Source organism: Paraburkholderia sp. LEh10, assembly GCF_017814945.1.
Lineage (GTDB): Bacteria > Pseudomonadota > Gammaproteobacteria > Burkholderiales > Burkholderiaceae > Paraburkholderia.
The window spans coordinates 32,645-58,420 of the sequence record NZ_JAGIPX010000036.1 but is presented as its reverse complement, the minus strand read 5'-3'; the positions used below and the strand labels follow the sequence as shown (position 1 = coordinate 58,420).

The following is a 25,776-nucleotide window of genomic DNA, read 5'->3' as shown; positions in this document are numbered from 1 at the left end:
TGGTGCTGTGGCATGCGTCAACGTTGCACGATGCCGCGCCACAGCGGTCTGGCAGCGCCGCGCGGTCTTATGCCTGGCAGACCGTGCGGCGTCGAACTGCTGTATCAACCTACATCAACGATACGGTGCGTCCGCTGCCTTGTTCGCAGCGATTTCCGCTTCGTAGCGGTCGCCGACTGCCAGCAGCATGTCCTTCGTGAAGTACAGATCGCCGCGCTTTTCGCCGTGATATTCGAGAATGTGCGTCTCGACGATCGAATCGACGGGGCAGCTCTCTTCGCAGAAGCCGCAGAAAATGCACTTGGTCAGGTCAATGTCGTAGCGCGTCGTGCGGCGCGTGTTGTCCGCGCGCGTTTCCGATTCGATCGTGATCGCAAGCGCCGGACACACCGCTTCGCACAGCTTGCATGCGATGCAGCGCTCTTCGCCGTTCTCATAGCGGCGCAGCGCGTGAAGGCCACGAAAACGCGGCGAGATCGGGGTCTTCTCTTCCGGGAACTGCACGGTGATCTTGCGCTGGAACGTATAACGTCCCGTCAGCGCGAGGCCCTTGAGCAGCTCGGTCAGAAAGAAGGTCTTGAAGAAGTTTTGGATTGCGGTCATGGTTCGTCCGCCCTTTAATTCCAGATATTCAACGGCGACATGATCCAGAGGCCGACCACGATCACCCAGATCACAGTGACAGGCAGGAACACCTTCCAGCCCAGACGCATGATCTGGTCATAGCGGTAGCGCGGGAACGTCGCACGCGCCCAGATGAATACCGACAGCAGGAAGAAGACTTTCAGGACCAGCCAGAAAATGCCGGGGATAAACGACAGGAACTCGAACGGCGCGCTCCAGCCGCCCAGGAACAGGACGGAAGCCAGTGCCGAGATCACGATCATGTTGATGTACTCGGCGAGGAAGAACAGCGCGAACGCCATACCCGAGTAATCGATCATGTGGCCGGCGACGATTTCCGACTCCCCTTCCACCACGTCGAACGGATGGCGGTTCGTTTCGGCGATGCCCGAAATGAAGTACACGGCGAAGGCGGGCAGCAGCGGCAGCCAGTTCCACGACAGGAACGTGACACCGTGGCTCGCGAAGATGCCACGCATCTGCGAACCGACGATGTCCGTCAGGTTCATCGTGCCTGCCGTCATCATCACGACGACGAGCGCGAAGCCCATCGAGATTTCGTACGACACCATCTGTGCCGCCGCGCGCATCGCGCCGAGGAACGCGTACTTCGAGTTCGACGCCCAGCCCGCGAGAATCACGCCGTACACGCCCATCGACGAAATCGAGATCGCGTACAGCAGGCCCGCGTTGATGTCGCCGAGCACGGCGCCTGCCTGGAACGGGATCACCGCCCAGACCGCGAATGCGGGGACCACTACCATTACGGGCGCGACCAGGTAGATCCAGCGGCTCGCCTGGGTCGGCTGGATGACTTCCTTGAGCAGCAGCTTCAGCACGTCGGCGATTGGCTGCAAGAGACCTGCGGGGCCGACGCGGTTCGGCCCGAGACGCACGTGCATCCAGCCGATCAGCTTACGTTCCCACAGAATCAGGTACGCCACGCACAGCAGGATCGCGACGGACACCACCAGGATGCGCACGAGTGCCCACACCGTCGGCCATGCGACACCGAGAAGTTGGCTGCCGCCCGCGTTGATCGTATCGAACAAGGTCATTTACGCCTTCTCCACCACCAGTTCACCGAACAGGTTGCCCAGCGCTGCACCGGCAGGCGTAGCCGCCGACACGCGGACGACCGTCTCCGCAAGATTCGCATCACGCACGGCCGGAACCTGCACCGAGCGATCGCCCTGACGAACGCGCACTGCGTCGCCTTCCTTCAAACCCAGCTTGTCGAACAGCGCTGCCGGCAGACCGGCCGTGTGCGCAGCGCGCGCGGCCGCCGTCAGATGCAGCGATTCGGCGCGGCGCACGAGCGGGTCAGCGTGGTAGATGGGCACATCGGCGACGCGCTCGAACGCGCCGTTCGCCGCCTTCGCCGCGCTGCCGCGCGCAACGGCCACCGACGTCCGGTTGGACATGCGCGGCGTGAGGTCGCCGTCGCCAAGCGCGGCGACACGCACTTCCTCTGCCGTGTCGTACTCGAAACCCGACGCGCCGAGCAGGCTGCCCAGCACGCGCAGCACCTTCCATGCGGGACGCGTGTCACCGAGCGGGCGCACGACGCCGTTGAACATCTGCACCGTGCCTTCCGCGTTGACGAACGTGCCCGACGTTTCCGTGAACGGTGCGATCGGCAGCAGCACGTCTGCGTATTCGGCACCCGTTTGGAACGGCGACAGCACGACGACCATTTCCGCCTGGTTCAGCGCCGCCAGCGCTTGCGCCGGGTTGGCCGTATCGAATTCCGGCTCGAGGTTCAGCAGCACATAACCCTTGCGCGGCTGCTCGAAGACTTCGCGTGCGTTCAGGCCGCCCTCGCCCGGCAATGCGCCGACGAGATGCGCGCCGACCGTGTTCGCTGCTTCCGTCAGGAAGCCGAGCGTTGCGCCCGTCGCGTCGGCGATCCATTGCGCGGCTGCGTGGATACGCGAGAACTCGGGATGCTGGACGGCACCGTTGCCGAGCAGCACGACGCGCTTTTCACCTGCGCCGAGCGCCGTTGCCGTCCGTTTTGCGGCTTCGGACGCCGTCGCGCCTGCAAAGGCCTCCGGCAGCGCGACGCCCTTCGCTTCCGACACTGCCGCAGCAATGCCCGCGAGCTCGTCGAGCCATGCCGACGGCGCCGCCGCGATGCGCGCCGCTTGCGGGATCAACGCGTCGTCGCGCGTGGCTTGCAGCAGCGTGATCTTCGCGCCGCCCTTCGCGGCCTGGCGCAGACGCGCGGCGAACAACGGGTGATCGCGGCGCAGCGACGAGCCGATCACCAACGCGGCGTCGAGCATCGACAGGTCGGCGATGGCCGTACCGAGCCACGGTGCGCCATTCACGCCCGCCGGGAAGTCCGTCTGACGCAGACGGAAATCGACGTTCGGCGTGCCGACCGCTTCAGCAATCTCTTTCAGCAGGAACAGTTCTTCGACCGTGCTGTGCGCGCTGCCGAGCGCGGCAATCGCGTTCGCGCCGTGGTCGGCCTTGATGCCCTTCAGACCCTTGACGACGTATTCGAGTGCCGTCTGCCAGTCCGTCTCGACCCACTGGCCGCCTTGCTTGAGCATCGGCTTCGTCAGGCGTTCCGCGCTGTTCAGGCCTTCGTACGAGAAGCGGTCCTTGTCCGAAATCCAGCATTCATTGATGGCTTCGTTTTCGAACGGCAGGACGCGCATCACGCGGTTGTTCTTCACCTGCACGACGAGGTTCGCACCGACGGAGTCGTGCGGGCTCACCGACTTGCGGCGCGACAGTTCCCACGTGCGGGCGCTATAGCGGAACGGCTTGCTGGTCAGCGCGCCGACGGGGCACAGGTCGATCATGTTGCCCGACAATTCGGAGTCGACCGTCTTGCCGACGAACGACGTGATTTCCGAATGCTCGCCACGGCCGAGCATGCCGAGCTCCATCACGCCGGCGATCTCTTCGCCGAAGCGCACACAGCGCGTGCAGTGAATGCAGCGCGACATTTCTTCCATCGAGATCAGCGGTCCGACGTTCTTGTGGAACACGACGCGCTTCTCTTCGCTGTAACGCGACGCCGACTTGCCGTAACCGACGGCCAGATCCTGCAGCTGGCATTCGCCGCCCTGGTCGCAGATCGGGCAGTCGAGCGGGTGATTGATCAGCAGGAATTCCATCACGGATTGCTGGCCCTTCACTGCCTTGTCCGACTGCGTGCGCACGATCATGCCCGCCGACACCGGCGTCGCGCATGCAGGCACGGCCTTCGGCATCTTCTCGACATCGACGAGACACATCCGGCAGTTGGCCGCAATCGACAGCTTCTTGTGATAGCAGAAGTGAGGGATATAGGTATCGACCTTGTGGGCAGCCTGAATGATCATGCTGCCTTCGGCCACCTCTACTTTCTTGCCGTCTATTTCAAGTTCAACCATGATGGTCAATCTTCCTTAACCTGTTACCGCTCAATCGTTCGCCCGCTCGCCGCTGCGCGCAGCGTTGCGGCGGCTCCCGCGTTGTCTCTGGTGGCTTTATGCAGCGACCGTTTCCGATGCCGCCGCTGCGCCCGCATGCCCCCCGACGAGACAACGCTTGTTGGCGACGTGATACTCGAATTCGTCCCAGTAATGCTTGAGCATGCCTCGCACAGGCATCGCGGCTGCATCGCCGAGCGCGCAGATCGTGCGGCCCATGATGTTCTCGGCGACCGAGTTCAGCAGATCCAGATCTTCGTTGCGGCCCAGACCGTGCTCGATGCGATGCACGACGCGATACAGCCAGCCCGTGCCTTCGCGGCATGGCGTGCACTGACCGCACGACTCCTCGTAATAGAAGTACGACAGGCGCAACAACGAGCGCACCATGCAGCGCGTCTCGTCCATCACGATCACGGCGCCCGAACCGAGCATCGAACCCGCCTTCGCGATCGAATCGTAGTCCATGTCGGTTTGCATCATGATGTCGCCCGGAACCACGGGCGCCGACGACCCACCCGGGATCACGGCCTTGATCTTCTTGCCGCCGCGCATGCCGCCTGCGAGTTCCATTAGCGTCGAGAACGGCGTGCCAAGCGGGATCTCATAGTTGCCCGGACGCTCGACGTCACCCGACACCGAGAAGATCTTCGTGCCGCCGTTGTTCGGCTTGCCCATTTCCAGGTAAGTCTGCGGACCGACCGCCAGCAGGAACGGCACGGCTGCGAACGTTTCTGTGTTGTTAATCGTGGTCGGCTTGCCGTACACGCCGAAGCTCGCCGGGAAAGGCGGCTTGAAGCGCGGCTGGCCCTTCTTGCCTTCCAGCGATTCGAGCAGCGCGGTTTCCTCGCCGCAGATGTACGCGCCGTAACCGTGGTGCGCGTGCAGCTCGAACGAGAAGCCCGAGCCCATGATGTTGTCGCCGAGGAAGCCCGCTGCGCGCGCTTCTTCCAGCGCCTCTTCAAAGCGCTTGTAGACTTCGAAGATTTCGCCGTGAATGTAGTTGTAGCCGACGGTAATGCCCATCGCGTACGCGCCGATGGCCATGCCTTCGATCAGCGCATGCGGATTCCAGCGCAGGATGTCGCGGTCCTTGAACGTGCCCGGCTCGCCTTCGTCCGAGTTGCAGACGAGATACTTCTGCCCCGGAAACTGACGTGGCATGAAGCTCCACTTGAGGCCGGTCGGGAAGCCCGCACCGCCGCGGCCACGCAAGCCCGAAGCCTTCACGTCGGCGATCACCTGCTCGGGCGCAATCTTTTCTTCGAGAATGCGGCGCAGCTGCTTGTAGCCCCCGCGCGCCACGTAATCCTGAAGATGCCAGTTGTCGCCGTTCAGGCCGGCGAGAATCAGCGGTTTGATGTGACGATCGTGTAAAGACGTCATTTCGAAAGTTCCTCGAGCAGCTGGTCGATCTTCTCGCGGCTCATGAAGCTGCACATACGATGGTTGTTCACGAGCAGCACGGGGGCGTCGCCGCACGAACCCATGCATTCGCCCTCTTTGAGGGTGAACTTGCCGTCCGCCGTAGTTTCGCCGAAGTCGATGCCGAGCTTCTGCTTCAGATATTCGGCGGCGCTGTCCGAACCGCCATCGGGACCGAGCTGGCACGGCAGGTTCGTGCAGAGCGTGATCTTGTGTTTGCCGACGGGCGACGTCTCGTACATCGTGTAGAAGGTCGCGACCTCCTGCACGGCGACTGCCGGCATGCCGAGATAGTCCGCGACGAACTGCATCAGTTCGGGCGACAGCCAGCCATGCTCCTCCTGACCGATCGCCAACGCCGACATCACGGCGGACTGTTTCTGATCGGCGGGGTACTTCGCGATCGCACGATCGATTTCTTTCAGGCCTTCAGCTGAGATCATTTTCAGACACGACTCTTTCAATTCCTACCGAACGAAAACCTGTCGCGCACTGCATGTTGCGACAGACCCGGCGTTCCTTTGCTTGACGCGCACCCAGCTTCTAATGCTTTATCGGCTTCGTGAGCGCGCGCCTTGATGAATACCGCTTATGAAGACCGGCTAGCGATCCACTTCACCGAACACGATGTCCTGCGTGCCGATGATCGTCACGGCGTCGGCGATCATGTGACCGCGCGCCATTTCGTCGAGCGCGGACAGATGCGCATAGCCCGGCGCGCGAATCTTCAGGCGATACGGCTTGTTCGCGCCGTCCGACACGAGATAGATGCCGAACTCGCCCTTCGGATGCTCGACGGCCGCGTACGCTTCGCCTTCCGGCACATGGAAGCCTTCCGTGAAGAGCTTGAAGTGGTGAATCAGCTCTTCCATGTTCGACTTCATGCCGACGCGCGACGGCGGCGCGACCTTGTGATTGTCGGTCATCACAGGGCCAGGATTCTTACGCAACCATTCAATGCACTGTTTCGCGATGCGTGTGGATTGGCGCATTTCTTCGACGCGCACCAGATAGCGGTCGTAACAATCGCCGTTCACGCCAACGGGAATGTCGAAGTCGAGCTGATCGTAGACTTCGTACGGCTGCTTCTTGCGCAGATCCCACTCGACGCCCGAGCCGCGCAGCATCGCGCCCGTCATGCCCAACTGGAGCGCACGCTCCGGGCTCACGACGCCGATGCCGACCAGACGCTGTTTCCAGATGCGGTTGTCGGTGAGCAGCGTCTCGTATTCGTCGACGCACTTCGGGAAGCGGTTGAAGAAGTCTTCGATGAAGTCGAGCAGCGAGCCTTGGCGGTTCTCGTTGAGCCGCGACAATGCCTTCGCGTTGCGAATTTTCGATGCCTTGTATTGCGGCATCGCTTCCGGCAGATCGCGATAGACGCCACCCGGACGATAGTACGCGGCGTGCATGCGTGCGCCGGACACCGCTTCATAGACGTCCATCAGGTCTTCGCGCTCACGGAACGCGTAGAGAAACACGGCCATCGCGCCGACGTCGAGTGCGTGCGCGCCGATCCACATCAAGTGGTTCAGCACGCGCGTGATTTCGTCGAACAGCACGCGAATGTATTGGGCACGGATGGGCACGTCGATGCCGAGCAGCTTTTCGATGGCCAGCACATAGCCGTGCTCGTTGACCATCATCGACACATAGTCGAGACGGTCCATGTACGGCACCGACTGAATGAAAGTCTTGCTTTCCGCGAGCTTTTCAGTCGCGCGGTGCAACAGGCCGATATGCGGATCGGCGCGCTGGATCACCTCGCCGTCGAGTTCGAGCACGAGGCGCAGCACGCCGTGCGCTGCCGGGTGCTGCGGTCCGAAGTTGAGCGTGTAGTTCTTGATCTCTGCCATGGCGTTCTCTTAGTGTTTCAGACCGCCATAGCGATCCTCGCGGATCACGCGCGGTGTGATTTCCCGAGGCTCGATCGTCACCGGCTGATAGACGACGCGCTTCTCTTCCGGGTCATAACGCATTTCGACGTAGCCGGAAACCGGGAAATCCTTGCGGAACGGATGACCGATGAAACCGTAATCGGTCAGGATGCGGCGCAGGTCCGGGTGACCCTCGAAGACGATGCCGTACAGATCGAACGCTTCGCGCTCATACCAGTTGGCCGAGTTCCAGATGTCGACGACGGACGCGACGAGGGGCACTTCGTCGTCCGGCGCAAACACACGTACGCGCAGGCGCCAGTTGTTCGAGATGGACAGCAGATGCAGGACGGCGGCAAAACGCGGACCTTCGTAAGCGCCTTCGCCGTAGGTTTGATAGTCGATACCGCACAGGTCGATCAACTGCTCGAAGCGCAGCGTCGCGTCATCGCGCAGACGCCTCGCCACTTCGAGGTAATCACCCGCCTTCACGACAATGGTCAGCTCACCGATGGATTCGGTGATGCTCGTCAGGCGGCCGCCAAAGGCCGCCTCGAGGTTCGCTTTGAGGGTCTCGAGTTTGCTTGCCATATTGTGGGGGAGGCTCTGGCCTTATTGACGGGCGATGGTATTGGTGCGGCGGATCTTCGCCTGCAACTGGATCACGCCGTACACCAGCGCTTCAGCCGTAGGCGGGCAGCCCGGCACATACACATCGACTGGCACGATGCGGTCGCAGCCACGCACCACCGAATACGAGTAGTGATAGTAGCCGCCGCCGTTCGCGCACGAACCCATCGAGATCACCCAGCGCGGCTCGGCCATCTGGTCGTAGACCTTGCGCAGCGCAGGCGCCATCTTGTTGCACAGTGTGCCGGCGACGATCATCACATCCGACTGACGCGGACTCGGACGGAACACCACGCCGAAACGGTCAAGGTCATAACGGGCAGCGCCCGCATGCATCATCTCGACCGCGCAACACGCGAGACCGAACGTCATCGGCCACAGGGAACCGGTACGCGTCCAGTTGATCAGCTTGTCAGCCGTGGTGGTGACAAACCCTTCCTTCAAGACCCCTTCGATACTCATTTGTTTTCCACTCCAGACGGGCGGCGAGCCATCGCCACCCATGCACACCGGCGATTAACCCGTCATTCCCAGTCAAGACCACCTTTCTTCCAGATATAGGCGAAGCCCAGCAGGAATTCGAGCAGAAAAATCATCATCGAAATGAAGCCGGGCCAGCCGATATCGCGCAGGGCAACGCCCCACGGAAACAGGAATGCCGTTTCAAGGTCGAAAATGATGAAGAGAATGGCAACCAGGTAGTAGCGCACATCGAACTTCATGCGCGCATCTTCGAATGCTTCGAAGCCGCACTCGTACGGTGCGTTCTTTTCGGTGTCCGGGCGATTCGGACCGAGGATCTTGCCGATACTGACCAGTGCTACGCCTAAACCGGTGCCCACGAGGAGGAACAACAATACGGGGAAATAGGCTGCGAGGTTCAAAGCTATCCTCAATCGGTTGGTTCTGAGTGACGTCAGGAGACGTGGACTACTTCGAACAACCCCTGACGCGAAACACTTCGGGCTGCTTGATGTTGAAAGCACACAGCAAACACAACCCTAGAAGTGAAAATGCCAGCCGAAGCTGAAGCAAGCGGCTGGCATTAGATAACATTGGTGCCGACGGCGAGACTCGAACTCGCACAGCTTTCGCCACTACCCCCTCAAGATAGCGTGTCTACCAATTTCACCACGTCGGCACTGTCTGCAATCCGGGAAAACAACTTGTAAAACCCGCGAATCGCTTCAAGACTTGAATTGTAACCCGGTTAAACAGTTTGTTCAACGCACAAACGCGTTTTCTTCGAAAATTTATTTCGGCACATCCTGGCCTGGCGCAGAAGCTGCAGATGCAGCAATAGCAGCCGATGCATTAGCGGGCGCCGAAGCAGCAGGCGCAACCGAGGCAGCCACAGGAGCCGATGCGGGCATGCCACCCAGCACGCCTGCCGAAGGTTTCGAATGATATGCGCCGAGATACGTCAACGCCAACGTGGTCACGAAGAACACGGCTGCCAGTATCGCAGTGGTACGTGACAGAAAATTAGCAGAGCCTGTCGCGCCGAAGAGACTGCCCGATGCACCACTACCGAAAGCCGCGCCCATGTCGGCGCCCTTGCCGTGTTGCAACAGCACGAGGCCGATGACGCCAAGCGCCGACAGCAACTGCACGACAATGATCAATGTTTTCAAATACAGCATCACACTCACCTGAGTCTTTATTTAACCGCACAGCACGACATGCTGCACGCAATGGGTCATCCTCGCCCGGGCACTGCGTTCAACGCGCGGCGGTGGCCGCGACAGCTGCACCGCAGATTGCCAGGAAATCCTTGTCCTTCAACGATGCGCCGCCAATCAGGCCGCCGTCGATGTCCGGCTGACTGAACAACTCTTCGGCGTTCTCGGGCTTTACGCTGCCGCCGTACAACAGCGACACGTCCGCGACATCATCACCCTTTGCCGCGAGACGCGCACGCAAGAACGCGTGAACGTCCTGCGCCTGCTGCGCCGTCGCGCTCTTGCCCGTGCCGATTGCCCAGACGGGCTCGTAAGCCACGACGATCCGGGCCGCACTCTCCACCGACAGCCTTGCGAGCACGGCATCGAGTTGCCCGCCTACGATCTGCTCGGTCTTGCCGGCCTCGCGCTCTTCGAGCGTTTCACCGACGCAAACGATCGGCGTCAAACCTGCCTCGAGCGCGCGCTCCGCCTTTATCGCGACCAGATCAGCACTTTCGCAATGATAGGCACGACGCTCCGAGTGTCCGACGATCGCAAACGACGCGCCGAATTCAGCGGCCATTTCAGCGGCGACTTCGCCCGTGTATGCACCATGCGTGTACGCGGAGATGTCCTGCACGCCCCACGCGACGCGACCACTTTCGAGCAGCGTCTGCGCTTGCGCGAGGTAAGGACACGGCACGCATACGCCGACTCGCACATCGTCCGGAAGATCGTCGGCGCCGCTCGATACCGCTTGCAGCAGCACGCGGTTATCGGCGAGCCGACCATGCAGCTTCCAGTTGCCGACTACCAGTTTTGCTCGTTGATTCGCCATCGTCTCGCTCGTTTTATCGTGGTACGGGTGTTGAACGCGTCCGCTTCGTCAGCGCTCGCTACCCTGTCCGCATGCAAAAACCATGCAGAACGCGCAAAACATGCGATTTTACTGTGTGCTGACAGACCGGGTCAAACTCAATTAAATGGCCGCTGTCAAGCACCCGCGCCCCAATTCAGTACGATCTTGCCGACGTGCGCGCTGCTTTCCATCAGTTCGTGCGCCTGTGCTGCCTGCGCCGCCGGGAACACCTTGTAGATCACCGGCTTGATCGTGCCGTCTTCGAGGTGCGGCCATACATGCTCCTTCAGTTGCGCGGCGATCTTCGCCTTGAACTCGACGGGACGCGGCCGCAGCGTCGATCCCGTCACCGTCAGCCGGCGACGCAGAATATCGTTCAGGTTCACTTCGGCCTTCGCGCCGCCCAGCAACGCGATGATCACGAGGCGGCCGCCGTCGGCGAGCGCCTTCAGCTCGCGCGGCACGTAGCTTCCGGCAACCATGTCGAGGATCACGTCGACCCCGCGATCATTGGTGAGCGACTTGATCACTTCGACGAAATCTTCCGTCTTGTAGTTGATCGCGCGCTCCGCGCCGATCGCTTCGCACGCACGGCACTTTTCGTCGTTGCCCGCCGTCGCGAATACACGAAAGCCGAGCGCATGCGCAATCTGGATCGCCGTCACGCCGATACCGCTCGAACCGCCCTGCACGAGGAACGTTTCGTTCTCGCCGCCCTCGCCCTTGCCGAGCATCGCGCGGTCAAACACGTTGCTCCAGACGGTGAAGAACGTCTCGGGCAACGCGGCCGCCTCGACATCCGACAAGCCCGCCGGCACGGGCAGGCATTGCAGCAGCGGCACGGCCGCATATTCCGCATAGCCGCCGCCCGCCATCAGCGCGCACACGTGGTCGCCGATCTTCAGACCGAACGGGTTGCGCTTCTCGTCGATATTTCCGCCGACGATTTCGCCCGCGACTTCAAGCCCCGGCAGATCCGACGCGCCCGGCGGCGGCGCATAGCCGCCCTTGCGCTGAAACACGTCCGGCCGGTTCACGCCCGACGCAGCCACCTTGATCAGCACTTCGCCCGTCTTCGGTTCGGGCATTGGCCGCTCGGCGAGTTTCAAGACTTCCGGCGCACCGAATTCGGTGATTTCGATTGCGTTCATCGTCGTCTCTCCCCAGGACTGGATTGCGCTGTGAACCGGTTACGGAGAAACCAGTTCGCACTGCAATCCACCCTACATGAAAAACGGCCGGCGCGCTTCCACGCTGCCGGCCGTCCACTTTCACCGCGTTACTGCTGCGGCGTCGGCTCCGTCTGTGCTGCTTCGTTCAGAAGCGCCTTCGCCGACAGACGCACACGACCCTTCTCGTCCGTCTGGATGACCTTGACCTTCACTTGCTGGCCTTCCTTCAGATAGTCGTTGATGTCCTTGATGCGCTCGTTGGCGATCTCGGAGATGTGCAGCAGGCCGTCCTTGCCCGGCAGCAGGTTCACGATCGCGCCGAAGTCCAGCAGCTTGAGCACCGTGCCTTCGTACACCTGACCCACCTCGACTTCCGCCGTGATGTTCTCGATGCGCTTCTTCGCCTCGGCCATGCCTTCGCTGCTCGTGCTCGCGATCGTGACGACGCCGTCGTCCGAAATGTCGATCGTCGTGCCCGTTTCTTCCGTCAGCGCGCGGATCACCGAACCGCCCTTGCCGATCACGTCGCGGATCTTTTCGGGATTGATCTTGATGGTGATCATGCGCGGCGCGTAAGCCGACAGTTCCGTGTTCACGCCCGACACCGCCGACGTCATCTTGCCGAGGATGTGCATGCGGCCTTCCTTCGCCTGTGCGAGCGCCACCTGCATGATCTCCTTCGTGATGCCCTGGATCTTGATGTCCATCTGCAGCGCCGTCACGCCGTCAGCCGTGCCCGCCACCTTGAAGTCCATGTCGCCGAGGTGATCTTCATCGCCGAGGATGTCGGTCAGCACGGCAAACTTGTTGCCTTCGAGGATCAGGCCCATCGCGATGCCCGCGACGTGCGCCTTCATCGGCACGCCGGCGTCCATCAGCGCGAGGCAGCCGCCGCACACCGACGCCATCGACGACGAACCGTTCGACTCGGTGATTTCCGACACGACGCGAATCGAGTAGCCGAATTCGTCGGCGCTCGGCAGGCACGCGACCAGCGCGCGCTTCGCGAGGCGGCCGTGGCCGATTTCGCGGCGCTTCGGCGAGCCGACGCGGCCCGTTTCGCCCGTCGCGAACGGCGGCATGTTGTAGTGGAGCATGAAGCGGTCGCGGTACTCGCCTTCGAGCGCGTCGATGATCTGCTCGTCGCCCTTCGTACCAAGCGTCGCGACGACGAGCGCCTGCGTTTCGCCACGCGTGAAGAGCGCCGAACCGTGCGTGCGCGGCAGCACGCCCGTGCGGATTTCGATCGGGCGCACCGTGCGGGTGTCGCGGCCGTCGATACGCGGCTCGCCGTTCAGGATCTGCGAACGGACGATCTTCGCCTCGATGTCGAACAGCACGTTGCCGACGGACGCCTTGTCGGCTGCCACGGTGCCCGCGCTCGCCGCTTCTTCTTCCAGCTTCGTCTGCGTTGCTGCGTAGATTTCCTTCAGGCGCGTCGAGCGAGCCTGCTTGTCGCGCGTCTGGTAAGCCGCGGCCAGATCGGCGTAGGCGATTTCGTTGACGCGCGAGATCAGCGCTTCGTTCTTCGGCGCCGGCTGCCAGTCCCACTCGGGCTTGCCGCCTTCACGAACGAGTTCATGGATCGCGTCGATGGCCGTTTGCATCTGCTCATGACCGAACACGACAGCGCCCAGCATCACGTCTTCCGGCAGTTGATCCGCTTCCGATTCGACCATCAGCACCGCGCGCTCCGTGCCGGCGACGACGAGGTCCAGACGCGATTCCTTGACTTGCGAACGGGTCGGGTTCAGCACGTACTCGTTGTTGATGTACGCGACGCGCGCTGCGCCGACGGGGCCGTTGAACGGCAGGCCCGACACGGCGAGCGCCGCCGACGCGCCGATCAGCGCCGGGATGTCGGCCGGGACTTCCGGGTTGATCGACATCACGTGCACGACGACCTGCACTTCGTTGTAGAAGCCTTCCGGGAACAGCGGACGCAGCGGACGGTCGATCAGGCGCGAAATCAGCGTTTCGCCTTCCGACGGACGGCCTTCACGGCGGAAGAAGCCGCCCGGAATCTTGCCTGCCGAATAGGTCTTTTCGATGTAGTCGACGGTCAGCGGGAAGAAGTCCTGGCCCGGCTTCGCCGTCTTCGCGCCGACGACGGTCGCCAGCACGACGGTGTCACCGACGTCGACGAGCACAGCGCCGCTCGCCTGGCGGGCGATTTCACCCGTTTCCATGCGAACCGTATGCTGGCCCCACTTGAACTCTTTGACGACCTTGTTAAACATAGACATTTGTCCTCCTGGATCTTTTAGTCATGCCGCGCCAGACCGCGCGGCAGCTTCAGGACCGAGGCCTTTCGGGTAGAGGAGTGTTATGCCATTCCAGAGAATCACGTGGATGCACTCACTTGCACGCGAACCGCTGGAATGACACAGCGCCCTACCCTGAAGCCCGGTTTTGATTCGTTTTACCCGCGACGCAACCGGCACGCCAGACGGGTGATGCAACGGCAAACCTCACACGAAGCGCACCGTTGAAAAACAAAATGCCTGTATCAGCAGAACTGACACAGGCATCTTGCTGACAGAAAGTCCGATGCGTCCGATTACTTACGCAGACCCAGCTTCTCGATCAGAGCGCGGTAACGGTCGGCGTCCTTGCCCTTCAGGTAGTCGAGCAGCTTGCGACGACGGCTCACCATGCGCAGCAGACCGCGACGGCTGTGGTGGTCCTTTGCGTGTGCCTTGAAGTGGACCGTCAGTTCGTTGATGCGCGTGGTCAGCAGAGCGACCTGAACTTCGGGGGAGCCGGTGTCGTTGGCGCCACGTGCGAATTGCGCGACGACGTCGGATTTCTTGATTTCAGCTACGGACATGTGGATTTCCTTTGAATCAGACAGGCGGTCACGGAAGAAGGGCCGTGCCGTGGGTTACAACAAAACGAGTCGCGTATTGTAGCACAGCCCGCTCATCCGGCGAACCACACGGTTTCGGGCAGGTTTCGAGCAGCAAGCAGGACTGGCGCCGAACCCGGCATCGCGTCATCAGGGCCGCTTCATCCTGCAGGTCGTCGGCGCGACGGTACGCGCGGCCGGCAATCCCAGCACCGTTCGGAAGCCGTAGCCCGAGCCTTCGTTGTCGAAATGGACGCCGGGTGTGCCCGCCTTGTCCATCTCCATCACGTAAAGGGGCTGGATCAGCTGGTGGTCCTCGGCGCGCATCCACGATGCGTGGAAGCCGCCCTCGTTCTGCTCGTACTTCATGCCTTCCAGCGCCTTCGCGACTTGTTCCGGCTGCGCGCTGCCCGCGCGGTTCATCGCCGCCGCCAGCATCCCGATCATCAGCGGCATGCGCAGCACCGGGTAGTCGTCCTGCGCGGCGGGGAAACGCTGGCGGAACGCCGCATACCACGCGTCCGACGCCGCGCCGCCTGCGTTCGGATGCCAGTCGGCGACGGCGATCACGCGCTTGACGCCCGCATCGCCGAGCGCGGCGGGCGCGCCGAGGCTATTGCCGTAGAACGTATAGAACTTCGTGTCGAGGCCCTGCTCGCGCGCCGCCTTCACGAGCAGCGTCAGATCATTGCCCCAGTTGCCCGTGACCACGGCATCCGCGCCGCTTGCGCGGATCTTCGCGACGTATGGCGCGAAATCCTTCACGCGGCCAATCGGATGAAACTCGTCGCCGACCACGGCGATATCGGGACGTTTCGCGGAGAGCGCCGCGCGCGCCAGCGTGCTGACGTCATGACCGAAGCTATAGTCCTGATTCAGCAGATAGACCTTCTTCACCGATTTGTCGCGCTCCATCACGTCGGCGAGCGCATCCATCCGCATGCCCGCGTGCGCATCGAAGCGGAAGTGCCAGAAGCTGCAGCTCGCGTTGGTGAGCGCCGGATCGTCGGCGGAATAGTTGAGGAACAGCGCGCGATTGTCCGGCTCGCGCGCGTTCTGCCTGTCGATGGCAGCGAGAAGCGCCGCCGCCACGGCCGAACTGTTGCCTTGCGCAATGAAGCCAATGTGCCTGTCGGCAGCCGCGCGCAGCTGCACGAGCGCTTCTTCGGCGCTGCCTTTGCTGTCGAGCACGACGAGTTCCAGCGGATGGACGCCGTCCGCGAGCTTCACGCCGCCGCGCGCATTGACCGTTTCGACGCCGAAGCGCAGATTCCGCTCGACGGCCGCGCCTGCGTTCGCGAACGGGCCGGACATGCCTTCGATCATCGCGATGCGGATCGGCGCGCCCGTCGGCGCATTTTGCGCGTGAGCGCCCGCCGTCAGCGCCATCGCCATCATCGCCGCGGTCGCCGCAATCGCCTTCGTCCACTTTGCTTTCATCAGCGCATCTCAACTGTCGATCGAAGCGCGGATCATAGGCGGCGCGCACCTCGCAAGCAAGCGAACCGGCGTCCGCGCGAACGAAACGCCCAAAAATCTTTTGACGCAGCGCATGTCAAAATATCAGGTCAGGAGAATAACAACCAGCCATCGAACGCTTACGGAGGTGTCATGTTCAACCGCCTTACATCCGCGCGCGCGGGCCGCGCGTCGTCGGCGATGCCGGGCTCGAGGGCGGCGCGCAGCGCGCTGGCCGTGCTCGCCTGCGCGAGCGTCCTCGCGCTCGCCGGATGCGCGCAGCCCTGGCAGAACTATCAGGCGGGCGCGGACCAGTCGACGATCGTCGCACGCCTCGGTCCGCCGCGCGAAGTCTACGACCTGCCCGACGGCGGCAAGCGCCTGATGTGGCCGACGCAACCGATGGGGGAAACCACCACGGCCGCCGACGTCGACGCCTCCGGCAAGATCCTCAACGTGCGCCAGGTGCTGCAGCCGAACGAGTTCTATCGCGCGGAAATCGGCAAATGGACGCGCGACGACGTGCTCGTCAACTTCGGGCGGCCCGTCGAGACCAGCTATTTCCCGCTGATGAAGCGTGAGGTGTGGACTTACCGCTATCTCGAGGACAACATCTGGTACATGATGTACAGCTTCTACTTCGACAATCAGGGCATCTTGCGTCTCACACAAAAGACGCCCGATCCGCTGCACGATCCGGATCGGCGCAGCCTCTTCTGAGCCGCGCCGCCAACGAAAAGCCGCCCTTCGAGGCGGCTTTTTTCATCGCGCAATGTGAAAAAAACCCCGCCGCAGCGGGGTTTCTGATGACGGCCCGATGCCGGCAACACGCGTCAGATTTCGGCGCGCTGCGGGTTCAGCTTGTCGTGGCCCGCATACAGCCGGTTCAGCGCCGAGATATACGCCTTCGCCGACGCCGCGACGATATCCGGGTCCGTGCCCACGCCATTGACGATGCGCCCAGCCTTCGACAGGCGCACGGTCACTTCGCCTTGCGCCTGCGTGCCCGTCGTGATCGCGTTGACCGAGTACAGCAGCAGTTCCGAGCCGCTGCCGACTTCCGTTTCGATCGCGTTCAGCGTCGCGTCGACGGGACCGTTGCCGTTCGCTTCGCCGACGACCTCCTTGCCTTCGACCGAAAACACGATGCGCGCATGCGGCCGCTCGCCCGTTTCCGAGTGCTGCGACAACGACACGAACTTGTAGCGCTCCTTCTCCTGCGCTTCGAGCGACTCTTCCGCGACGATCGCGATGATGTCTTCGTCGAAGATTTCGGCCTTGCGGTCAGCCAGTTCCTTGAAGCGCTGGAACGCGAGGTTCAGTTCGCTTTCGCTGTCGAGCGTGATGCCCAGTTCCTGCAGACGCTGCTTGAACGCGTTGCGGCCCGAGAGCTTGCCGAGCACGATCTTGTTCGCGGTCCAGCCCACGTCTTCGGCGCGCATGATTTCGTACGTGTCGCGCGCCTTCAGCACGCCGTCCTGGTGGATGCCCGACGCGTGTGCGAACGCGTTCGCGCCGACCACCGCCTTGTTCGGCTGCACGACGAAACCGGTGATCTGCGATACGAGCTTCGAGGCCGGCACGATCTGGGTCGTGTCGATGCCGAGATCGAGGCCGAAGTAATCCTTGCGGGTCTTCACGGCCATCACGATTTCTTCGAGCGAGGTGTTGCCCGCGCGCTCGCCGAGACCGTTGATCGTGCACTCCACCTGACGCGCGCCGCCGATCTGCACGCCTGCCAGCGAGTTCGCGACAGCCATGCCGAGGTCGTTATGACAGTGCACCGAGAACACCGCCTTGTCCGAGTTCGGGATGCGCTCGCGCAGCGTCTTCACGAGATTGCCGTACAGTTCCGGCACGCCGTAGCCGACGGTATCCGCGATATTGATCGTCGTCGCGCCTTCCGCGATCACGGCTTCGAGCACGCGGCACAGGAAGTCCATGTCCGAGCGGCTGCCGTCTTCCGGCGAGAACTCGACGTCGTTCGTGAACTTGCGCGCGAACCGCACGGCCAGCTTCGCCTGCTCGAACACCTGTTCCGGCGACATGCGCAGCTTCTTTTCCATGTGCAGCGGCGACGTCGCGATGAACGTGTGGATGCGGAAGTGGTCGGCGGGCTTCAGCGCGTCGGCGGCACGCTGGATGTCCTTGTCGTTCGCGCGGGCGAGCGAGCAGATCGTGCTGTCCTTGATCATGCCGGCGATCGTGTGGATCGCGTCGAAGTCACCGTTCGAGCTTGCGGCGAAGCCGGCTTCGATCACGTCTACCTTCATGCGCTCGAGCTGCTTGGCGATGCGGATTTTTTCTTCCTTCGTCATCGACGCACCGGGCGATTGTTCGCCGTCACGCAACGTCGTGTCGAAAATGATGAGCTTGTCTGCCATCTCGGGTCTCCAGGGGGATTCGGTCGGTTTGAATTGGAAAACGGAATTCGAGTGTTTGCGCCACCACCGCAGGCGACGCTAGACAACGAACGAGGCAGACGGAGGGCGAAAACGATCAGCGCGGCAGGCGCGCTAGCGCTAGCGAGCCTGGTAGCGCGCCGGCTTGAAGAGACAGAAGGGGGAACGTGGAAGGTGCCATGCCAGAGACTATAGCGGCAATGCCGAAAACGCGCAATTGGGTTGGGTTTGGGCTGCTTGCCGGTTTGCGTTGCCCCCCGCTCGCATCCGCGATAGCGGGCAAAACAAGCCCGCCCTGATCGCAGGCAAACCACACCAGCATCACCCAACCCCAAGCCACTCACGCATCAGATCGCCATTCGCGCGGAAAACATCGGGCGAACCATCGAAGACAATCTCCCCATGCCCCATCACCGCGATACGGCTCGCAAGCCGATCAGCGACAACGAGCCGCTGCTCTATCAGCAGCATCGCAACCCCGCGCTCGCGCAGCAACTTCAACGCCGCCGTCAGTTGCGCGACGACCTGCCCCGCCAGTCCCTCCGTCGGTTCGTCGACCACAACGAAATCAGGATCGCCGAGCAACGCGCGCGCAACCGACAGCATCTGCTGCTCGCCGCCCGACAATGCGCCCGCCTTCGTCCGCGCCCGTTCGCGCAGCACGGGAAAGAGCGTGTGCGCATCGTCGAGCGTGAAGCGCGCGGCGTCTTTTCTGCCGCGCGACGGGATGCCAAGTTGCAGATTCTCGCGCACGGTCAGCGTCGGAAACACATCCCGCTGCTCAGGCACATAGCCGACGCCGAGCCGCGCGATCTCGAACGGACGCTTGCCGGCAAGCGTTACGCCCGCGAAACGGATCACGCCCTGTGTATGCACGAAACCCATGATCGCCTTCGCGAGCGTCGAGCGGCCCGACCCGTTGCGGCCCGCGAGCGCGACGGCCTCGCCCGCCTGGATACACAGGTTCACGCCGTGCAGCGCCTGGCTCGCGCCATACCACGCGCGCAGATCGCGGATCTCCAGCAACGGGTTCATCGCGCCGCTCCCGGCGGCACGTCGCGAGGCTCGCCGAGATAGGCCGCGCGCACGGCGGGATCGGCGCGGATCGCGTCCGGCGTGCCCGTCGCGATCACCTGCCCTTGCACGAGCACACTGATGCGATCCGCCAGACCGAACACCACGTCCATGTCGTGCTCGACCATCAGCAGCGTGCGTCCCGCCGTCGCCGCGCGGATCAGTTCGACCGCGCGGGCGGCCTCGGCGCGGTTCATGCCGGCCGTCGGCTCGTCGAGCAGCAGCGTATGCGCGCCGCTCGCGAGCGCGAGCCCCAGATCGAGCGCCCGCTGTTCCGCGTAGCTCAGCGTGCCCGCAATCGCGTCGCGCCGCCCGTCGAGCCCGACCGAATGCAGCACGGCTTCGGCATGCGCGTCGGCTTCGCGTGTCGTCGTGTAGCGCTGCCACCAGCGCATGTGCTCGCGATTCGCGATCATTGCGGCACAACGCAGGTTGTCGAGCACGCTCAACTTCCCGAACAAGCTGGTCGTCTGAAAACTGCGCGCAAGGCCGCGGCGACAGATCGCCGCCGGCGCGAGCCGCGTAATGTCGGCGCCGTACAGCTGAATGCGCCCCGCGCTCGGCCGCGTCGCGCCCGCGATCAGGTGGAAGAGCGTCGATTTGCCCGCGCCGTTCGGACCGATCAGCGCGTGACGCTCGTGCGGCTCGATGGACAGGTCGACGCCGTGCAGCACGCGCGTGGCGCCGAAGCGCTTTTCGAGTCGATGCACGGCGATCGCGGGAATCATGCGTGCGCTCCGTCGCGCGCGTCGGCGGCTCGCTTTCTTTCGATGCGCGCGGCAACCGTCGTCGCGAGCCAGCCGAGCGCGGCGAGACACGCCACGGCCGCCGTCAGCCGCAGCGGATCTGGCGTCGCGAAGAGGCTCGCGCGTTGTTCGCCGCCAAAGCGCTGCGCGTACGCCCAATCGACGCACAGCACAATCGCAAGCGACCATCCGGCAGCGCTCGCGAGGCGCAGCGCGAAGAGCGGCGCACAGGCGCGCCAGCCGTCGCGCGCGAAGCGCGCCGCCTGACGCTTGAGCCATCCCGCGACGCCGTCCGGCGCCCTCACCACGACGACCACAAAGAACAGCCCGAGATACACGAGCCACGCGCGCGTCGCGCTCGCCACCACGACGCTGAAAAACGTCAGCACGACGGCGCCCGCGACGGGTCCAAAGAACGCCCCGCTTCCGCCGATCACGGTCGCGATCAGCACCGAGCCAGAGCGCAGCATGCCGACGCTTTCCGTCGAGACCAGCTCGACGTCGATCAGCCACAGCGTGCCCGCGATGCCCGCGAAAAACGACGACCATACGACGACCTCATAACGCACGCGGCGCGCATGGCAGCCGATGGCGGCCGCGCGCGCCGGGTTGTCGCGCACGGCATTCGCGAGCCGCATGAACGGCGTGCGCGTCAGCGCGTACATCGCGATCACGGCGAGCGCGCACCACAGCGCGATCAGCGCATATGCTTCGCGCGCGGGCCCGAATGTGACGCCCGGCACGTTGAACGCGGCGGGGCCCGCCGTGCGGTCTATCGCGACGCCCGCTTCGCCGCCGAACCAGTCGGGCAGGGTCCACGCCGCCGCCGCGACGAGTTCACCGATGCCGAGCGTGATCATCGCGAACGCGGTGCCCGCGCGGCGCGTGGCGATGAGCCCGTACGACGCGCCGAACAGCGCGCCGCCGAGGCCGCCCGCCAGCGGCAACAGCGGCAGTGGCACGCCGACGCGATTGAACAGTTGCGCCGCGATCAGCGCACCGATGCCCGACGACGCCGCATGTCCGAACGACAGCAGCCCCGCCCCGCCGAGCAGCAGGTTGTACGACAGCGCGAACACGATCATCGCCGCTGTCTGCGCGAGCCACGCGACCAGCCAGCTTTGCGGGAAAACGCACGGCGGCACGGCGAGCAGCAGCGCGAGCGCGATCCAAGGCACGGCTGCGTGCCAGCTTCGGGCGTGCGACGAAGACAGCGGCGCGCTACGCATCGTCGTCGCGTTGTCCGAACAAGCCGCGCGAACGCACGGCGAGCATCGCGACGAGCAGCAGATACGGCACGAGCGGCGCGAGTTGTGCGAGCGTCAGCGCGCTCCACGCCGCCGGGAGTGATCCGCCGAGGTCGCCGATCAGGTCGCCGAGCGAAACGTCGGTCGCGACGGCGAAAGTCTGCACGCAGCCGATCGCCAGCGACGCGACGAGCGCGCCGCCGAGCGACCCCAGCCCGCCCATTACGACCACGACGAAGACGATCGACCCGACGGAGTCCGCCATCGCCGGTTCGAGCACGAAGAGCGGCGCGCCGATCACGCCCGCCAGCGCCGCGAGCGCCGTGCCCGCTGCGAACACGCAGGTGAACACGCGCGGCACGTCATGGCCAAGCGCCTCGACAGCGTCGGGGTGAGTGAGCGCCGCGCGCACGACGAGCCCCGCCCTCGACACCCGCAGCACCGCGTACAGCGCCGCCAGCATCGCCACGGCGACGCTCATCATGAACACGCGATACTGCGAGAACGCGACGCCGTAAACGCTGAACAGCGAACCGTCGAGCGCCTTCGGCACCGGGGCGCTCAGCGCCTGCAGGCCCCAGACGAGCTTGACGCCCTCGCCGATCAGATAGGCGACGCCGAAGGTCAGCAGCAATTCCGCGAGATGCCCGTGCGGCCGCACGCGGCGCAACAGCCAGCGCTCCAGCGCCGCGCCCATCAGCCCGACGACGAGCGGCGCGATCACGAGCGCCCACCAGAATCCCGCGCGCGCCGCGACGGAAAACCCGACATACGCGCCAAGCATGTAGAAGCTCGCGTGCGCGAAGTTCAGCACGCCGAGCATGCTGAAGATCAGCGTCAGCCCCGCCGACAGCATGAACAGCAGCAAGCCGTAGCTCGCGCCGTTCAGCGCATCGATGACGAGCGATTGCACGCGCTAGTCCGCCTGCGCGCGTTGCGTGTCCTGCGCGCTCACCAGCGGCTCCAGCGCGGCGCGCAGTCTGTCGGGCAGCGCCACCGGCCGACGCGTGTCGCGATCCACGTAGACATGCACGAAATGCCCTTGCGCAGCGGGCGCGTCGTCGCCTTCCTTGAAGAGCCCCACTTCGTAGCGCACGCTCGACGTGCCCAGACGCACGACGCGCAGCCCCGCATCGACGCGGTCCGGAAACACGAGCGGCGCGAAGTAGTTGCATTGCGTCTCGACGACGAGGCCGATCGTCGTGCTGTGCTCGATGTCGAGCACGCCGGCGCGGATCAGATACTCGTTCACGACGGTATCGAAGTAGCTGTAATAGACGACATTGTTCACGTGTCCGTAGACGTCGTTGTCCATCCAGCGCGTGCCGATGGAGAGGAAGTGCGGGTAGGCGGCGCGCGGCGCAGGGGCGGGTTTGTTCATGTCGTTTCCGGCTGGCGTGGCTGATGGGGTGGTCGGGGCTTCGGCGGCGGCGCGCTTACATCGACTCGGTCAGCATCCGCCGATAATCGTCGGCCGTCGCTTCGCGCGGATTCGTCTTGTGGCAATGATCGGCGAGCGCGCCCTTGATGACCTTGTCGAACACGCTTTCGTCGACGCCCATTTGCCGCAGGCCCGTCGGCAAGCCGAGGCGCGCTGTCATGTCGTGCAGCGCCTGGGCGAGATCGGCGCCCTCCTGCAGATTCATCACGCGGCGCATGCGCGCGTAGCGCCGGTTAGCGACGACCGTCTCCGCGCTTTCGTTGAAACGCAGCACGGCAGGCAGCACGACGGCATTGAGCGTGCCGTGATGCAGCGACGTGCGTCCGTTCACGGGCACGCCGCCGAGCGGATGCGACAGCGAATGCACGCAGCCGAGGCCCTTCTGGAACGCCATCGCGCCCTGCTCGAATACCGGCTCGTCGAGCCCGCGAAGCTGCGCCCGTGGCGCGCGGCCACGGGACTCGCGCTCGGCGACTGGATGCGCCGGCGCGGTCTGCCCTTCGAATTCGTCGAGCGGCCCTGGCAGTAAGCGCAACGCTGTGCGGTGATTGCGGGCGTGCGCTGCCGTATTGTCGGAAGCCGACGGGGATTACCTTCAAAAGCAACGGAGACACATCGATATGGCCTACATCTACTATCTGACACACATTCATCTCGGCTACGACGCGCTCGCGCAATTGCCGGCGGAGTGCGAGCGCTCGGGCATCAGGCGGCCGCTCGTGGTGACGGACAAGGGCGTGATGGCGGCGGGCGTCGCGCAACAGGCGATCGATGCGTTGAAGCTCCCTGGCGTGCCCGTCTTCGACGACACGCCGTCGAACCCGACAGAAGCGATGGTGATGGCCGCCGCGCGCCGTTATCGCGACGAAGGCTGCGACGGGCTTGTCGCGATCGGCGGCGGTTCGTCGATCGATCTGGCGAAGGGCGTCGCGATCATGGCGACGCATGAAGGCGCGATGACGCAGTACGCGACCATCGAAGGCGGCAGCGGCAAGATCACGGAAAAGGCCGCGCCGCTGATCGCGATTCCGACCACGGCGGGCACGGGCAGCGAAGTGGCGCGCGGCGCAATCGTGATTCTCAACGACGGGCGCAAGGTTGGCTTTCATTCGTGGCATCTGCTGCCGAAGGCCGCGATCTGCGATCCCGGCCTCACGCTCGGCCTGCCGCCGACGCTGACGGCCGCCACCGGCATGGACGCGATCGCGCACTGCATCGAGACGTTTCTCGCGCCGTCGTTCAACCCCCCAGCGGACGGCATCGCGCTCGACGGGCTGGAGCGCGCGTGGGCCAACATCGAGCTCGCGACGCACGACGGCCAGCACCGCGATGCACGCCTGCACATGATGAGCGCGTCGATGCGGCGACAGCGCGATTTCGCCCTGCGCACGCACGTGATACGCGATGATCAGCTCGTTCTTGCGCATGAACTCGTACACGCCGACGAGTTCGACGGAATCCGCGACCAGCGATGTCTCTTCCTTCACTTCGCGCGCGATCCCCTGCTCCGGCGTCTCGTCGCTTTCGAGAAAGCCGGTGATCAACGCGAACCTGCCCTCGGGCCACGCGGCGTTGCGCGCAAGCAGCACCTTGCCTTCATATTCGACGATCGCCGCGACGACGGGCAACGGATTATTCCAGTGCACATAGCCGCAGGACGCGTCGGGACAGCCCTGACGAATACGGCCGCCTTCTTGCGAGGGATCGGTGCGCTCGACGAGCGGCGTCGCGCAGCGCGGGCAGTATAGGTAATCGGTCATGTGCGTCGGCAAAGGTGGTTCGGTGCGCGCGGCGCGGGGTCGCGTCGCGCGCGGGACAATGCTCATGCCGTCAAGCCACGCACAGCGCACGGACTTCGGCGGTGAAGCGCTCGACGGTCTCGGGCTGCGTGTCCCACGCGCACATCAGCCGGCAGCCGCCCGCGCCGATGAACTCATAGAACTTCCAGCCGCGCGTGCGCATCGCCTTCGCCACGTGCGGCGGCAGTTGCGCGAACACCGCATTCGATTCGCTCGGAAACATGATGCTCACACCCGGAATTTCCGCGAGGCGCGACTCCATCAACTTCGCCATCGCGTTCGCATGGCGCGCGTTGCGCAGCCAGACATCGTTATCGAGCAGGCCGAGCCACGGCGCGGAGATGAAGCGCATCTTCGACGCCAGTTGCCCTGCCTGCTTCAGGCGATACGCGAAATCGTCGGCGAGCGCGCGGTCGAAAAACACGACCGCCTCCCCGACGGGCAAGCCGTTCTTGGTGCCGCCGAAACACAGGACGTCGATGCCCGCGCGCCACGTGATCTCGGACGGATGCACGTCGAGCGCGGCGACGGCGTTCGCGAAGCGCGCGCCGTCCATATGCACCTTCAGATGACGGCGCTTCGCGATTGCCGCGATCGCGCGTATCTCCTCGACGCTGTACACGGTGCCCACTTCCGTCGATTGCGTGAGCGTGACGACCTTGGGCTTCGGATAATGGATATCGGCGCGGCGCGTGACGACGGCCTCGATTGCATCGGGCGTGAGCTTGCCGCGGGCGCCGGGCGCTGTCAGCAGCTTCGAGCCGTTCGAGAAGAACTCGGGGCCGCCGCACTCGTCAGTTTCGATATGCGCGAGCTCATGGCAGATCACGGAATGGTAGGACTGGCACAGCGACGCGAGCGCGAGCGAGTTCGCCGCCGTGCCATTGAAGACGAAGAACACTTCGCAGTCGGTCTGGAACAGCTCGCGCAGGCGGTCGCAGACTTGCTGCGTCCACGAGTCATCGCCGTAGGCCGGTTCGTGGCCGCTGTTGTTGGCGGCAATCAGCGCTTCGAGCGCCTCGGGACAGATGCCGGCGTAGTTGTCCGACGCGAAATGTTGCATGGCAGGCGGCGCGCCC

General features: G+C 63.9%; 23 protein-coding genes, 1 tRNA gene and 4 pseudogenes. 3 read left to right on the top strand and 25 right to left on the bottom strand.

What is annotated here, in order from left to right; translation table 11 throughout:
• Window positions 1-114 precede the first annotated feature (114 nt).
• The 16 genes from nuoI to J8I87_RS26545 all read right to left on the bottom strand — a co-directional run bounded on the left by nuoI (window position 115) and on the right by J8I87_RS26545 (window position 15,970).
• Window positions 115-603, bottom strand: a complete 489-nt coding sequence (gene nuoI, locus J8I87_RS26620; protein WP_012401389.1) for an NADH-quinone oxidoreductase subunit NuoI — start codon at window positions 601-603, stop codon at window positions 115-117.
• Window positions 604-617: 14 nt separating this feature from the next.
• Window positions 618-1,682 carry an NADH-quinone oxidoreductase subunit NuoH gene (gene nuoH, locus J8I87_RS26615; RefSeq protein WP_209935049.1) on the bottom strand — a complete coding sequence of 355 codons (1,065 nt, stop codon included), beginning with the start codon at window positions 1,680-1,682 and terminating at the stop codon, window positions 618-620.
• Window positions 1,683-4,016, bottom strand: a complete 2,334-nt coding sequence (gene nuoG, locus J8I87_RS26610) for an NADH-quinone oxidoreductase subunit NuoG (RefSeq protein ID WP_209935047.1) — start codon at window positions 4,014-4,016, stop codon at window positions 1,683-1,685.
• Between the two features lie 96 nt (window positions 4,017-4,112).
• Complete coding sequence (nuoF, locus tag J8I87_RS26605; protein WP_209935046.1) at window positions 4,113-5,441, bottom strand: NADH-quinone oxidoreductase subunit NuoF; 1,329 nt, start codon at window positions 5,439-5,441, stop codon at window positions 4,113-4,115.
• On the bottom strand, window positions 5,438-5,923 hold the full coding sequence (nuoE, locus tag J8I87_RS26600; protein WP_209935045.1) for an NADH-quinone oxidoreductase subunit NuoE: 486 nt from the start codon (window positions 5,921-5,923) through the stop codon (window positions 5,438-5,440). The genes nuoF and nuoE overlap by 4 nt, the downstream gene beginning before the upstream one ends.
• A gap of 159 nt (window positions 5,924-6,082) precedes the next feature.
• Window positions 6,083-7,336, bottom strand: coding sequence for an NADH-quinone oxidoreductase subunit D (locus J8I87_RS26595; RefSeq protein ID WP_209935044.1), 1,254 nt, complete (start codon window positions 7,334-7,336; stop codon window positions 6,083-6,085).
• 9 nt (window positions 7,337-7,345) lie between these two features.
• Complete coding sequence (locus tag J8I87_RS26590) at window positions 7,346-7,948, bottom strand: NADH-quinone oxidoreductase subunit C (RefSeq protein WP_209935043.1); 603 nt, start codon at window positions 7,946-7,948, stop codon at window positions 7,346-7,348.
• A 21-nt stretch (window positions 7,949-7,969) separates the two neighbouring features.
• Window positions 7,970-8,449, bottom strand: coding sequence for a NuoB/complex I 20 kDa subunit family protein (locus J8I87_RS26585; protein WP_006052903.1), 480 nt, complete (start codon window positions 8,447-8,449; stop codon window positions 7,970-7,972).
• 62 nt (window positions 8,450-8,511) lie between these two features.
• Window positions 8,512-8,871: an NADH-quinone oxidoreductase subunit A gene (locus J8I87_RS26580; RefSeq protein WP_007588164.1), complete on the bottom strand. Its 360-nt coding sequence runs from the start codon at window positions 8,869-8,871 to the stop codon at window positions 8,512-8,514.
• A gap of 172 nt (window positions 8,872-9,043) precedes the next feature.
• Window positions 9,044-9,128: transfer RNA gene (locus J8I87_RS26575), tRNA-Leu, on the bottom strand.
• A gap of 112 nt (window positions 9,129-9,240) precedes the next feature.
• Window positions 9,241-9,630 carry a preprotein translocase subunit SecG gene (gene secG, locus J8I87_RS26570; protein WP_209935042.1) on the bottom strand — a complete coding sequence of 130 codons (390 nt, stop codon included), beginning with the start codon at window positions 9,628-9,630 and terminating at the stop codon, window positions 9,241-9,243.
• Between the two features lie 79 nt (window positions 9,631-9,709).
• On the bottom strand, window positions 9,710-10,489 hold the full coding sequence (tpiA, locus tag J8I87_RS26565) for a triose-phosphate isomerase (protein ID WP_209935040.1): 780 nt from the start codon (window positions 10,487-10,489) through the stop codon (window positions 9,710-9,712).
• A 155-nt stretch (window positions 10,490-10,644) separates the two neighbouring features.
• Window positions 10,645-11,661 carry an NAD(P)H-quinone oxidoreductase gene (locus J8I87_RS26560; RefSeq protein ID WP_209935039.1) on the bottom strand — a complete coding sequence of 339 codons (1,017 nt, stop codon included), beginning with the start codon at window positions 11,659-11,661 and terminating at the stop codon, window positions 10,645-10,647.
• Window positions 11,662-11,789: 128 nt separating this feature from the next.
• A complete protein-coding gene (gene pnp, locus J8I87_RS26555; RefSeq protein WP_209935038.1) occupies window positions 11,790-13,928 on the bottom strand; it encodes a polyribonucleotide nucleotidyltransferase in 2,139 nt (712 codons plus the stop codon).
• A gap of 314 nt (window positions 13,929-14,242) precedes the next feature.
• A complete protein-coding gene (gene rpsO, locus J8I87_RS26550) occupies window positions 14,243-14,512 on the bottom strand; it encodes a 30S ribosomal protein S15 (protein ID WP_209935037.1) in 270 nt (89 codons plus the stop codon).
• 168 nt (window positions 14,513-14,680) lie between these two features.
• On the bottom strand, window positions 14,681-15,970 hold the full coding sequence (locus tag J8I87_RS26545; RefSeq protein WP_209935036.1) for a branched-chain amino acid ABC transporter substrate-binding protein: 1,290 nt from the start codon (window positions 15,968-15,970) through the stop codon (window positions 14,681-14,683).
• Window positions 15,971-16,141: 171 nt separating this feature from the next.
• On the opposite strand from J8I87_RS26545, the gene J8I87_RS26540 reads away from it, so the two are divergent.
• Entirely contained in the window at window positions 16,142-16,708 is a 567-nt protein-coding gene (locus J8I87_RS26540) for a hypothetical protein (RefSeq protein ID WP_409518804.1), read from the top strand.
• A gap of 113 nt (window positions 16,709-16,821) precedes the next feature.
• Here J8I87_RS26540 and J8I87_RS26535 read toward each other — a convergent pair whose 3' ends face one another.
• From J8I87_RS26535 to J8I87_RS26505, 7 genes and pseudogenes are all read right to left on the bottom strand, one after another.
• Window positions 16,822-18,372, bottom strand: a complete 1,551-nt coding sequence (locus J8I87_RS26535; RefSeq protein ID WP_209935034.1) for a 2-isopropylmalate synthase — start codon at window positions 18,370-18,372, stop codon at window positions 16,822-16,824.
• A gap of 339 nt (window positions 18,373-18,711) precedes the next feature.
• Window positions 18,712-19,425: an ABC transporter ATP-binding protein gene (locus J8I87_RS26530; protein WP_209935032.1), complete on the bottom strand. Its 714-nt coding sequence runs from the start codon at window positions 19,423-19,425 to the stop codon at window positions 18,712-18,714.
• Window positions 19,422-20,192: an ABC transporter ATP-binding protein gene (locus tag J8I87_RS26525; protein WP_209935029.1), complete on the bottom strand. Its 771-nt coding sequence runs from the start codon at window positions 20,190-20,192 to the stop codon at window positions 19,422-19,424. The genes J8I87_RS26530 and J8I87_RS26525 overlap by 4 nt, the downstream gene beginning before the upstream one ends.
• Entirely contained in the window at window positions 20,189-21,439 is a 1,251-nt protein-coding gene (locus tag J8I87_RS26520; protein WP_209935028.1) for a branched-chain amino acid ABC transporter permease, read from the bottom strand. Before J8I87_RS26520 ends, J8I87_RS26525 begins: the two co-directional genes overlap by 4 nt.
• Entirely contained in the window at window positions 21,432-22,370 is a 939-nt protein-coding gene (locus J8I87_RS26515) for a branched-chain amino acid ABC transporter permease (protein ID WP_209935027.1), read from the bottom strand. Before J8I87_RS26515 ends, J8I87_RS26520 begins: the two co-directional genes overlap by 8 nt.
• Window positions 22,371-22,373: 3 nt before the next feature.
• Entirely contained in the window at window positions 22,374-22,838 is a 465-nt protein-coding gene (locus tag J8I87_RS26510; RefSeq protein WP_209935026.1) for an acyl-CoA thioesterase, read from the bottom strand.
• Window positions 22,839-22,893: 55 nt separating this feature from the next.
• Window positions 22,894-23,301: pseudogene (locus J8I87_RS26505) on the bottom strand (iron-containing alcohol dehydrogenase); the annotation flags it as partial.
• On the opposite strand from J8I87_RS26505, the pseudogene J8I87_RS26500 reads away from it, so the two are divergent.
• Both J8I87_RS26500 and J8I87_RS26495 read left to right on the top strand, forming a co-directional pair.
• A pseudogene (locus tag J8I87_RS26500) lies at window positions 23,296-23,427 on the top strand (ADP-ribose pyrophosphatase); the annotation flags it as partial. The pseudogenes J8I87_RS26505 and J8I87_RS26500 sit on opposite strands and share 6 nt — an antisense overlap.
• Window positions 23,428-23,518: 91 nt before the next feature.
• Window positions 23,519-24,262, top strand: a pseudogene (locus J8I87_RS26495) (iron-containing alcohol dehydrogenase); the annotation flags it as partial.
• On the opposite strand, the pseudogene J8I87_RS26490 reads toward J8I87_RS26495, so the two are convergent.
• Window positions 24,260-24,658: pseudogene (locus tag J8I87_RS26490) on the bottom strand (NUDIX domain-containing protein); the annotation flags it as partial. The pseudogenes J8I87_RS26495 and J8I87_RS26490 sit on opposite strands and share 3 nt — an antisense overlap.
• A 70-nt stretch (window positions 24,659-24,728) precedes the next feature.
• A complete protein-coding gene (locus J8I87_RS26485) occupies window positions 24,729-25,760 on the bottom strand; it encodes a threonine aldolase family protein (protein ID WP_209935024.1) in 1,032 nt (343 codons plus the stop codon).
• Between the last annotated feature and the right edge of the window lie 16 nt (window positions 25,761-25,776).

Excerpts from the sequence above, each read along its gene's own strand:
- nuoI (WP_012401389.1), bottom strand. The coding sequence starts at position 603 with ATGACCGCAATCCAAAACTTCTTCAAGACCTTCTTTCTGACCGAGCTG.
- nuoH (WP_209935049.1), bottom strand. The coding sequence starts at position 1,682 with ATGACCTTGTTCGATACGATCAACGCGGGCGGCAGCCAACTTCTCGGT.
- nuoG (WP_209935047.1), bottom strand. The coding sequence starts at position 4,016 with ATGGTTGAACTTGAAATAGACGGCAAGAAAGTAGAGGTGGCCGAAGGC.
- nuoF (WP_209935046.1), bottom strand. The coding sequence starts at position 5,441 with ATGACGTCTTTACACGATCGTCACATCAAACCGCTGATTCTCGCCGGC.
- nuoE (WP_209935045.1), bottom strand. The coding sequence starts at position 5,923 with ATGATCTCAGCTGAAGGCCTGAAAGAAATCGATCGTGCGATCGCGAAG.
- J8I87_RS26595 (WP_209935044.1), bottom strand. The coding sequence starts at position 7,336 with ATGGCAGAGATCAAGAACTACACGCTCAACTTCGGACCGCAGCACCCG.
- J8I87_RS26590 (WP_209935043.1), bottom strand. The coding sequence starts at position 7,948 with ATGGCAAGCAAACTCGAGACCCTCAAAGCGAACCTCGAGGCGGCCTTT.
- J8I87_RS26585 (WP_006052903.1), bottom strand. The coding sequence starts at position 8,449 with ATGAGTATCGAAGGGGTCTTGAAGGAAGGGTTTGTCACCACCACGGCT.
- secG (WP_209935042.1), bottom strand. The coding sequence starts at position 9,630 with ATGCTGTATTTGAAAACATTGATCATTGTCGTGCAGTTGCTGTCGGCG.
- tpiA (WP_209935040.1), bottom strand. The coding sequence starts at position 10,489 with ATGGCGAATCAACGAGCAAAACTGGTAGTCGGCAACTGGAAGCTGCAT.
- J8I87_RS26560 (WP_209935039.1), bottom strand. The coding sequence starts at position 11,661 with ATGAACGCAATCGAAATCACCGAATTCGGTGCGCCGGAAGTCTTGAAA.
- pnp (WP_209935038.1), bottom strand. The coding sequence starts at position 13,928 with ATGTCTATGTTTAACAAGGTCGTCAAAGAGTTCAAGTGGGGCCAGCAT.
- rpsO (WP_209935037.1), bottom strand. The coding sequence starts at position 14,512 with ATGTCCGTAGCTGAAATCAAGAAATCCGACGTCGTCGCGCAATTCGCA.
- J8I87_RS26545 (WP_209935036.1), bottom strand. The coding sequence starts at position 15,970 with ATGAAAGCAAAGTGGACGAAGGCGATTGCGGCGACCGCGGCGATGATG.
- J8I87_RS26540 (WP_409518804.1), top strand. The coding sequence starts at position 16,142 with ATGTTCAACCGCCTTACATCCGCGCGCGCGGGCCGCGCGTCGTCGGCG.
- J8I87_RS26535 (WP_209935034.1), bottom strand. The coding sequence starts at position 18,372 with ATGGCAGACAAGCTCATCATTTTCGACACGACGTTGCGTGACGGCGAA.
- J8I87_RS26530 (WP_209935032.1), bottom strand. The coding sequence starts at position 19,425 with ATGAACCCGTTGCTGGAGATCCGCGATCTGCGCGCGTGGTATGGCGCG.
- J8I87_RS26525 (WP_209935029.1), bottom strand. The coding sequence starts at position 20,192 with ATGATTCCCGCGATCGCCGTGCATCGACTCGAAAAGCGCTTCGGCGCC.
- J8I87_RS26520 (WP_209935028.1), bottom strand. The coding sequence starts at position 21,439 with ATGCGTAGCGCGCCGCTGTCTTCGTCGCACGCCCGAAGCTGGCACGCA.
- J8I87_RS26510 (WP_209935026.1), bottom strand. The coding sequence starts at position 22,838 with ATGAACAAACCCGCCCCTGCGCCGCGCGCCGCCTACCCGCACTTCCTC.
- J8I87_RS26485 (WP_209935024.1), bottom strand. The coding sequence starts at position 25,760 with ATGCAACATTTCGCGTCGGACAACTACGCCGGCATCTGTCCCGAGGCG.